A 1,071-nucleotide genomic window follows, 5' to 3' on the forward strand; every position below is an offset into this window, starting at 1 on the left:
ATGACCGCTCCCCCATCCTCCGGCGCCGGGCAAAACGCGTCCCGCCGCCCCCTGGTCGTCGTCCTGGGCGCCTCCGGGTACATCGGTTCCGCCGTGGTGCGCGAGCTCTCCGGCCGTCGGATACGGCTGCGCGCGGTGGCGCGCGGCCCGTTCGCCGTGCCGGGCGGCGGCCGGGCGACGACCGAGGTGGTGCGCGCCGACCTCACCGAGGAGGGCGCGGTCGCCGACGCGGTGCACGGCGCCGACGCGGTGATCCACCTGGTGGCGCACATGAGGGGCCAGGGCTCGTGGCGGTCCGCCGCGTCGGACCCCCGGGCGGAGCGGGTGAACGTGGGCCTGGTGCGTGAGGTGATCGCGCGATGCGCGGCGGCGGACGGCGGGGGCCCTCCCCCGATCCTGCTCCTGGCCAGCACCAACCAGGTGGCGGACGGCGGCCCCCAACGCAGCGTCTACGCGCGGCAGAAGGCCGAAGCGGAGCGGCACCTGCTCGACGCCGCGGCCCGGGGCGCCGTCCGTGGCATCGCGCTGCGCCTGCCCACCACCGTCGGCAGCGAGGCGGGGGTGGCGCCCGCGATGGCCCGCCGGGCCCTGTCCGGCGAGCCTCTCACCCTGTGGCACGACGGCACCGTGCGGCGCGAGTTCCTCGACGTGAGCGACGCGGCCCGCGCCTTCACCGTCGCACTCGACCACGCGGCAGCCCTGGACGGACGCGCCTGCGCGGTGGGCGGGCACGTCGTGACGCTCGGCGACCTGTTCCGGACCATCGCCGACGCGGCGGCCGTGCACACCGGACGGCCACCCGTCCCCGTACTGTCCGTGGAGCCGCCCGACTACGCCGAGACCGGCGACCTCCGCGACCTCGACGTCGACTCCTCGGTCTTCCGGGACATGACGGGCTGGCGCCCCGAGGTGCCCCTGGAACAGGCCGTCGACGACGTCGTGTCGGCTGTCGCGCGGCGCCGGGCGGCGGGCTGACCAGCCCGGCCCTCACCGCCCGCGCAGCGCGACGGCGCGGACCTCCTCGGCCAGGCGGGCCTGTTCGACCAGTGCCCCGCCCGTGAGCGGGGACGG

1 protein-coding gene is annotated in these 1,071 nt (G+C 77.4%); it reads left to right on the top strand.

Annotated elements, in window-relative coordinates; genetic code table 11:
- On the top strand, nucleotides 1-975 hold the full coding sequence (locus ABZ833_RS45635) for an NAD-dependent epimerase/dehydratase (RefSeq protein WP_361060059.1): 975 nt from the start codon (nucleotides 1-3) through the stop codon (nucleotides 973-975).
- Nucleotides 976-1,071: the final 96 nt, after the last annotated feature.

Origin of the sequence: Streptomyces sp. NPDC047525, assembly GCF_040643025.1 — a bacterium.
Taxonomy (GTDB): Bacteria; Actinomycetota; Actinomycetes; order Streptomycetales; family Streptomycetaceae; genus Streptomyces; species Streptomyces durmitorensis.

Excerpts from the sequence above, each read along its gene's own strand:
- ABZ833_RS45635 (WP_361060059.1), top strand. The coding sequence starts at position 1 with ATGACCGCTCCCCCATCCTCCGGCGCCGGGCAAAACGCGTCCCGCCGC.